The following is an 8,053-nucleotide window of genomic DNA, read 5'->3' as shown; positions in this document are numbered from 1 at the left end:
TTGCGATGGAAGAAGGCTTGCGCTTTGCCATCCGCGAAGGTGGCCGCACGGTTGGCGCTGGCGTTGTTGCCAAGATTCTTGCTTAATTCTTTTGATGTAGGGGTATAGCTCAATTGGCAGAGCGTCGGTCTCCAAAACCGAAGGTTGTAGGTTCGATTCCTACTGCCCCTGCCACCTGAAAAGGTGGAATTTTCAAGCCCGCTAGACCCTAGCGGGCTTCCTTGTCTGATAAGAGTCATCTGTTGAAGAGGCTCAACAAAGGTTTCAAGCCGTATGGCAACGTCCGAAGTTCAAACAGTGAATACTGCTGGTGACAAGATGCGATTGGCTTTAGCCATTGCATTGGTCCTGGCAGGATTGGTTGCTTACTACATGCTCGCAGCCCAAGGCAATTGGGTTCAGTGGGGTGGTTTGCTCGTGGCTTTGGTGGCGGCTGTGGTGGTCTTTTTCACCTCCGAAACCGGTCGCGAATTGGTGGCTTTTGGCCGAGATGCTGTTCGTGAAACCAAAAAAGTGGTTTGGCCTGAGCGCAAAGAAGCGCTCCAAATCACTTTGTACGTCTTTGCGTTTGTGGTGGTGATGGCACTTTTCCTGTGGCTCACCGACAAAACTCTCGAATGGGTTTTTTACGATCTGATTCTGGGGTGGAAAAAATAATGAACGATGTCGTCGTGAACGCGCCAATGGCAGGCTCCTCCACCAACCCGGACCTCAAGTGGTACGTGGTTCATGCCTATTCGGGCATGGAAAAAGCGGTTGAGCGCAACATCGTCGAGCGCATTGCGCGCTCGGGCATGGAAACCAAATTTGGTCGCATTTTGGTGCCCACTGAAGAAGTGGTTGAAATCAAGAACGGCCAGAAAAAAACCACCGAAAGAAAATTCTTTCCCGGTTATGTGCTGGTTGAAATGGTCATGGACGACGAAACCTGGCACCTCGTCAAGCACACCAACAAAGTCACCGGCTTTGTGGGCGGCGCCAAAAACCGTCCTGCCCCGATCTCCGAGGCCGATGTGGCCAAGATCGTGAACCAGATGCAAGAGGGCACTGACAAGCCGCGCCATAAGGTTGAGTTTGAAGTGGGCGAGTACATCCGCGTCAAAGAAGGTCCGTTTACAGACTTCAATGGCACGGTTGAAGAGGTCAACTACGAGCGCAACAAAATGCGCGTCTCCGTCACCATTTTTGGCCGAGCCACGCCGGTAGAGCTTGAATTTGGTCAGGTTGAGAAAACCTGATTTGTTTTTCCGGACAGGCGCTTCCCGACTCGGCGTCCGTCTTTGATCTTGAGTCGTTAACCCCGGGGAGCCGAGGGCCCAAAAGCCCAAAGCGTTAAAACCCGCAAGGAGAAAAGCATGGCGAAAAAAATCGTCGGCTTCATCAAGCTGCAAGTGCCAGCTGGTAAAGCCAACCCATCACCACCCATTGGTCCTGCACTGGGCCAACGTGGTTTGAACATCATGGAATTCTGCAAGGCGTTCAACGCCCAGACCCAAGGCGTTGAGCCAGGTCTGCCATTGCCTGTGGTCATCACGGCGTTTGCAGACAAGTCCTTCACCTTCATCATCAAGACCCCGCCCGCAGCGACCTTGATCAAGAAGTCACTGAAGCTCGACAAAGCTTCCACCAAGCCTGGCTTGGAAAAAGTGGGCAAGATCACTCGCGCTCAACTGGAAGACATCGCCAAAGCCAAGATGAAAGACTTGACCGCTGCCGATCTGGACGCGGCAGTTCGCACCATCGCTGGTACTGCCCGTTCCATGGGCGTGAATGTGGAGGGCGTGTAAATGTCCAAGCTCACTAAAAAACAAAAAGCCCTTGTTGGCAAAGTGGACAGCCTGAAGCTGTACGCCCTGGCCGATGCCTTGACCATGGTCAAAGAGTGCGCGACCGCCAAGTTTGATGAGTCCATCGACGTGGCCGTGCAACTCGGTATCGACGCCAAGAAGTCTGACCAGGTGGTGCGTGGCGCCGTGGTGTTGCCCAACGGCACCGGCAAAACTGCCCGCGTGGCTGTGTTTGCCCAAGGCGCTAAGGCTGAAGAAGCTTTGGCTGCTGGTGCGGACGTGGTCGGCATGGACGATCTGGCTGCACGCGTCAAGGCTGGCGACATGCCTTTTGACGTGGTCATCGCAGCCCCTGACGCGATGCGCGTTGTGGGTACTTTGGGTCAGATCTTGGGCCCACGTGGTCTGATGCCTAACCCCAAAGTCGGTACTGTGACACCAGACGTTGCCACCGCTGTGCGCAATGCCAAAGCAGGTCAGGTTCAGTTCCGTGTCGACAAAGCCGGTATCGTGCATGGCACCATCGGTCGCCGTTCGTTCGACACCGACAAGTTGCAAGGCAACTTGGCTGCACTGATCGAAGCTTTGGTCAAAGCCAAGCCTGCGACCAGCAAAGGCATTTACCTGCGCAAAGTGGCTGTCTCGTCGACCATGGGTGTGGGCGTTCGCGTCGACACGCAATCCATCTCGGCGTGATGGCAAAGATTTGAGGGGCTCGAAAGAGCGCCTCAATGTGGTGGGCCGCTGTCCTTGCAAAAGTACAGCGGGCCATCCAAGACCGTTGGTGCACACCCTGTGTGCTTAATCAACAAAGTCTCAAGACATCTTGAGATTTTGGGCCAACGCAGATGGCGATCCCGCTGCAGATGGATGAAGATCCAAAACAGTTGGTCGCTGCAAATAGGCGTGTTTCAGGGGCAACCCGAAAAGCACATACAAAGGAGTAGACCTTGAGTCTGAATCGCAGTGAGAAAGAAGCGGTCATTTCCGAAGTGACCGACCTCGCCGCTAAAGCTCAAACGCTTGTGATGGCGGAATACCGTGGTATCACGGTCGCTGACATGACCAATCTGCGTGTCAAAGCTCGCAGCCTCGGCGTTTCGCTGACGGTGTTGAAAAACACCTTGGCTCGCCGTGCTGTGGCAGGTACGCAGTTTGAAGTTGTCGCCGACCAGATGACCGGTCCGCTGATCTATGGCTTCTCTGAAGATGCAGTGGCTGCCGCGAAAGTGGTGGCTGACTTCTCGAAAACCAACGACAAGTTGGTCATTCGTGCAGGTGCATTCGCAGGCAAAGCTTTGGACGTGAACGGCGTTAAGCAATTGGCAAACATCCCTTCGAAAGAAGTTTTGTTGGCCCAGTTGTGTGGCTTGTTGATGTCGCCCATGTCGCGTACAGCCGTTGTGCTGGGTGCGCTGGCGGCCAAAAAAGGCGAAGGCGAAGCTGTTGCCGCTTGAGGCCAGCGTTCGTGTTTTAACCAATTGTTAGGAAATAAAAATGGCATTCGATAAAGACGCATTTTTGACCGCGCTGGACAGCATGACGGTCATGGAACTCAACGACCTGGTGAAAGCCATCGAAGAGAAGTTTGGCGTGAGCGCAGCCGCAATGGCTGCGCCTGCTGCTGCCGGCGGCGGTGCTGCTGCTGCTGCTGAAGAGAAGACAGACTTCAACGTCATGTTGCTCGAAGCTGGCGCCAACAAAGTGTCCGTGATCAAAGCGGTGCGTGAAATCACAGGTCTGGGCTTGAAAGAAGCCAAAGACTTGGTGGACGGCGCTCCTAAGGCGGTCAAAGAAGGCCTGCCAAAGGCTGACGCTGAAGCTGCCAAGAAGAAGCTGGAAGAAGCTGGCGCCAAGGCCGAACTGAAGTAATTCGGTTTTGTTCCAAGGCTGGAGTGTCCGAAAGGGCCTCCAGCCTTTGGTGCTTGAAGAGCACACCGAAAAGCGGCCCCTTTGAAGCTGTTTTTCAGTGTTTTCTGACCCGACTGCAGAAAACCCTTGGTTCGGGTTGCGTGCAATGCGCAATCGTCCGCCAAGGCTGGTAGAGGCCAGCCGCCAAGACCGTTGAGGGGGTGCAACAGCCCATTCAACACACAGTTCTGAAAGATCAAGCCCGGAGATCTCATGGCCTATTCATACACCGAACGCAAGCGAATCCGCAAAAGTTTCGGCAGCCGCGAAAGCGTGCTCGAAGTTCCTTACCTGCTGCAAATGCAAAAAGACGCTTACACGTCCTTCTTGCAAGCAGGTGTCATTTCATCCAAGCGCACACACGAGGGCCTGCAAGCCGCCTTTGAGTCGGCCTTCCCGATCGTGTCCCACAACGGTTTTGTGGAGATGAAATTCATCGAGTACAACCTGGCCAAACCAGCGTTCGATGTGCGCGAGTGCCAAACCCGTGGCCTGACCTTCTCGTCGGCCGTGCGTGCGCGCGTTCAACTCATCATTTACGACCGTGACTCTTCGACCTCACAAAACAAGGTGGTCAAAGAAGTCAAAGAGCAAGAGGTCTACATGGGCGAAGTGCCCCTGATGACCGACAAAGGCTCCTTCATCATCAACGGCACCGAGCGCGTCATCGTGTCTCAGTTGCACCGCTCACCCGGCGTGTTCTTCGAGCACGACAAGGGCAAGACGCATAGCTCGGGCAAATTGTTGTTCTCGGCGCGCATCATCCCTTACCGCGGTTCATGGCTCGACTTCGAATTCGACCCGAAGGACATCTTGTACTTCCGCGTCGACCGTCGTCGCAAGATGCCGGTCTCCATTCTGCTCAAGGCCATTGGCTTGAACCCAGAATCCATCTTGGCGAACTTCTTCGTCAACGACAACTTCCGCCTGATGGACAGCGGCGCCCAAATGGAATTTGTGGCCGAGCGTCTGCGCGGCGAAGTCGCCCGTTTTGACATCACCGACAAATCCGGCAAAGTGGTGGTCGCCAAAGACAAGCGCATCACCGTGCGCCACACCCGCGAGTTGGAGCAGTCCGGCACCACGCACATCAGCGTGCCCGAAGACTTCCTGATTGGCCGCGTGGTGGCCCGCAGCATTGTCGAAGCCGATACCGGTGAGATCATCGCCAAGGCCAACGAAGAGTTGACTGAAGCGCTGCTGAAAAAACTCCGCAGCTCTGGCGTGCAAGATCTGCCTTGCATTTACACCAACGAACTCGACCAAGGCGCGTACATTTCGCAAACCTTGCGCATCGACGAAACCGTGGACGAATTCGCTGCACGCGTGGCCATCTACCGCATGATGCGTCCTGGCGAGCCGCCCACAGAAGACGCTGTGCAAGCTCTGTTCCAGCGCTTGTTCTACAACCCCGACACCTATGATTTGTCGCGCGTTGGCCGCATGAAATTCAATGCCCGAGTGGGCCGTGGCGAGTCCACAGGTCCCATGGTGTTGACCAATGAGGACATCTTGGCCGTGGTCAAGATCTTGGTGGACCTGCGCAACGGCAACGGCGAAGTCGATGACATCGACCACCTGGGCAACCGCCGCGTGCGCTGTGTCGGCGAATTGGCCGAGAACCAGTACCGCACAGGTCTGGCGCGCATCGAAAAAGCCGTCAAAGAACGTTTGGGCCAAGCCGAGCAAGAGCCGCTCATGCCGCATGACCTGATCAATTCCAAGCCGATTTCTGCTGCCCTCAAAGAGTTCTTTGGTGCATCGCAGTTGTCGCAGTTCATGGACCAGACCAACCCCTTGGCTGAAATCACCCACAAGCGCCGCGTATCGGCCTTGGGCCCAGGTGGTTTGACCCGCGAGCGTGCCGGTTTCGAAGTGCGTGACGTGCACGTGACCCACTACGGTCGAGTCTGCCCCATTGAAACGCCTGAAGGCCCCAACATTGGTCTGATCAACTCCTTGGCTTTGTACGCCCGCTTGAACGAGTACGGTTTCATCGAAACCCCTTACCGCCGAGTGGTCGAGGGCAAAGTCACGATGGACATCGACTACCTGTCGGCCATCGAAGAAGGCAAATACGTCATTGCCCAGGCCAATGCCGCATTGGACAAAGACGGAAAGCTGACCGGCGACTTGGTGTCTGCCCGTGAAAAAGGTGAATCCATCCTGTGCGGTGCCGAGCGCATCCAGTACATGGACGTGTCACCAGCGCAGATCGTTTCGGTGGCGGCATCTTTGGTGCCGTTCCTGGAGCACGACGACGCGAACCGCGCTTTGATGGGTGCCAACATGTCGCGTCAGGCTGTGCCTGTGCTGCGCCCTGAAAAGCCCATGGTCGGCACTGGCATCGAGCGCGTTGCAGCGGTTGACTCGGGCACTGTGGTGACCGCTACGCGTGGCGGTATCGTCGATTACGTCGACGCGACCCGCATCGTGATCCGTGTGAACGACGCTGAAGCACTGGCCGGCGAAGTGGGTGTGGACATCTACAACCTGATCAAGTACCAGCGTTCCAACCAGAACACCAACATCCACCAGCGCCCCATCGTCAAGCGTGGCGACAAGCTGGCCAAAGGTGATGTGATCGCCGACGGTGCATCGACCGACCTGGGCGAAATCGCCATTGGCCAGAACATGCTGATCGCCTTCATGCCTTGGAACGGTTACAACTTCGAAGACTCGATCTTGATCTCTGAGCGTGTCGTGTCAGAAGACCGTTACACCTCGATCCACATCGAAGAACTCGTGGTCATGGCCCGCGACACCAAGTTGGGTGCCGAAGAAATTTCGCGCGACATCCCCAACCTGTCCGAGCAGCAATTGGGCCGTTTGGACGACTCCGGCATCATTTACGTGGGTGCAGAAGTGCAACCAGGCGATGTCTTGGTCGGCAAGGTCACACCGAAAGGCGAGACCACCCTGACGCCTGAAGAGAAACTGCTGCGCGCCATCTTCGGCGAAAAAGCCAGCGATGTGAAAGACACTTCATTGCGCGTGGACCAGGGCTCTCAGGGCACGGTGATCGACGTTCAAGTCTTCACCCGCGAAGGCATCGTGCGCGACAAGCGTGCCCAGCAGATCATCGACGACGAACTCAAGCGTTTCCGCTTGGATCTGAACGACCAGCTGCGCATTGTGGAAGCCGACGCATTTGACCGCATCGAAAAGCTGCTGGTAGGCCGCGTGGCCAACGGTGGCCCACAAAAGCTTGCCAAAGGCACCAAGCTCGACAAAGCCTACATGGAGTCGGTCGAAAAATTCCATTGGTTCGACATCCGTCCAGCCGAAGACGACGTGGCCATGCAACTCGAGTCCATCAAGAACTCGCTGGAGCAAACCCGCCATAGCTTCGATTTGTCGTTTGAAGAAAAGCGCAAGAAGCTCACCCAAGGCGACGAGTTGCCTGCGGGCGTGCTTAAGATGGTCAAGGTCTACTTGGCCGTCAAGCGCCGCTTGCAGCCGGGTGACAAGATGGCCGGCCGTCACGGTAACAAGGGCGTGGTCTCCAAGATCGTTCCTGTTGAAGACATGCCTTTCATGGCCGACGGCACCCCTGCCGACATCGTGCTCAACCCGCTGGGCGTGCCATCGCGCATGAACGTGGGTCAGGTGCTCGAGGTGCACTTGGGCTGGGCCGGCAAAGGCATTGGCCAGCGCATTGGCAACATGTTGCAAGCCGAAACCCAGCGCCTGGAAAAGATTGCCGAACTGCGCAAGTTGTTCGAGCAGCTCTACAACAGCATGGGCCGCAAAGAAGACCTGACGCAGCTGACCGACGATGAAGTGTTGGCCATGGCCGACAACCTCAAAGAAGGCTTCCCATTCGCCACGCCCGTGTTCGACGGCGCGGCCGAAGAGGAAATCCGCGCCATGCTGCACCTGGCCTACCCAGACGACTTGGCCAAAGCCAAGGGCCTGACCGCCACACGCACACAAGCCAACCTGTTTGACGGCCGCACGGGCGACGCCTTTGACCGTCCCACCACCATTGGCTACATGCACTTCTTGAAACTGCACCACTTGGTGGACGACAAGATGCACGCCCGTTCGACCGGTCCTTACAGCTTGGTCACACAGCAGCCGCTGGGTGGCAAGGCGCAGTTCGGTGGTCAGCGTTTCGGTGAGATGGAAGTGTGGGCATTGGAAGCGTATGGCGCCTCTTACGTTCTGCAAGAGATGCTCACCGTGAAGTCCGACGACGTGCAAGGCCGTACCAAGGTGTACGAGAGCATCGTCAAAGGCGAACACTCCATCGAAGCGGGCATGCCCGAGTCGTTCAACGTGCTGGTCAAGGAAATCCGTTCGCTGGGCCTTGACATCGAGCTCGAGCGTTCTTAATTCACAGGCAAAGGATT

Annotated in this window: 7 protein-coding genes, 1 tRNA gene and 1 pseudogene; all 9 read left to right on the top strand. The window is 56.2% G+C overall.

The window, feature by feature from the left end; genetic code table 11:
* Positions 1-86 (top strand): annotated as a pseudogene (locus B472_RS15735) (elongation factor Tu); the annotation flags it as partial.
* A gap of 12 nt (positions 87-98) precedes the next feature.
* Positions 99-174: transfer RNA gene (locus tag B472_RS15730), tRNA-Trp, on the top strand.
* A 99-nt stretch (positions 175-273) separates the two neighbouring features.
* Entirely contained in the window at positions 274-657 is a 384-nt protein-coding gene (gene secE, locus B472_RS15725) for a preprotein translocase subunit SecE (protein ID WP_019428458.1), read from the top strand.
* Entirely contained in the window at positions 657-1,238 is a 582-nt protein-coding gene (gene nusG, locus B472_RS15720; protein WP_019428457.1) for a transcription termination/antitermination protein NusG, read from the top strand. Before secE ends, nusG begins: the two co-directional genes overlap by 1 nt.
* 117 nt (positions 1,239-1,355) lie before the next feature.
* Entirely contained in the window at positions 1,356-1,787 is a 432-nt protein-coding gene (gene rplK, locus B472_RS15715; protein WP_019428456.1) for a 50S ribosomal protein L11, read from the top strand.
* Complete coding sequence (gene rplA / locus B472_RS15710; RefSeq protein WP_019428455.1) at positions 1,788-2,483, top strand: 50S ribosomal protein L1; 696 nt, start codon at positions 1,788-1,790, stop codon at positions 2,481-2,483. It abuts the gene before it with no gap.
* A 254-nt stretch (positions 2,484-2,737) separates the two neighbouring features.
* On the top strand, positions 2,738-3,244 hold the full coding sequence (gene rplJ / locus B472_RS15705; protein ID WP_026039834.1) for a 50S ribosomal protein L10: 507 nt from the start codon (positions 2,738-2,740) through the stop codon (positions 3,242-3,244).
* Positions 3,245-3,284: 40 nt separating this feature from the next.
* Entirely contained in the window at positions 3,285-3,659 is a 375-nt protein-coding gene (rplL, locus tag B472_RS15700) for a 50S ribosomal protein L7/L12 (protein WP_019428453.1), read from the top strand.
* 252 nt (positions 3,660-3,911) lie between these two features.
* Complete coding sequence (gene rpoB / locus B472_RS15695; RefSeq protein WP_019428452.1) at positions 3,912-8,036, top strand: DNA-directed RNA polymerase subunit beta; 4,125 nt, start codon at positions 3,912-3,914, stop codon at positions 8,034-8,036.
* The last annotated feature ends 17 nt before the right edge of the window (positions 8,037-8,053 follow it).

Source organism: Limnohabitans sp. Rim28, from assembly GCF_000293865.2.
In the GTDB taxonomy this organism is placed as follows: domain Bacteria; phylum Pseudomonadota; class Gammaproteobacteria; order Burkholderiales; family Burkholderiaceae_C; genus Limnohabitans_A.
The sequence above is the reverse complement of the archived record's forward strand: the minus strand, read 5'-3'. Positions and strand labels throughout refer to the sequence as shown.

What these genes read in the sequence shown, in the direction of transcription:
- secE (WP_019428458.1), top strand. Translation starts at nt 274, where the DNA reads ATGGCAACGTCCGAAGTTCAAACAGTGAATACTGCTGGTGACAAGATG.
- rplL (WP_019428453.1), top strand. Translation starts at nt 3,285, where the DNA reads ATGGCATTCGATAAAGACGCATTTTTGACCGCGCTGGACAGCATGACG.
- rpoB (WP_019428452.1), top strand. Translation starts at nt 3,912, where the DNA reads ATGGCCTATTCATACACCGAACGCAAGCGAATCCGCAAAAGTTTCGGC.
- rplA (WP_019428455.1), top strand. Translation starts at nt 1,788, where the DNA reads ATGTCCAAGCTCACTAAAAAACAAAAAGCCCTTGTTGGCAAAGTGGAC.
- nusG (WP_019428457.1), top strand. Translation starts at nt 657, where the DNA reads ATGAACGATGTCGTCGTGAACGCGCCAATGGCAGGCTCCTCCACCAAC.
- rplK (WP_019428456.1), top strand. Translation starts at nt 1,356, where the DNA reads ATGGCGAAAAAAATCGTCGGCTTCATCAAGCTGCAAGTGCCAGCTGGT.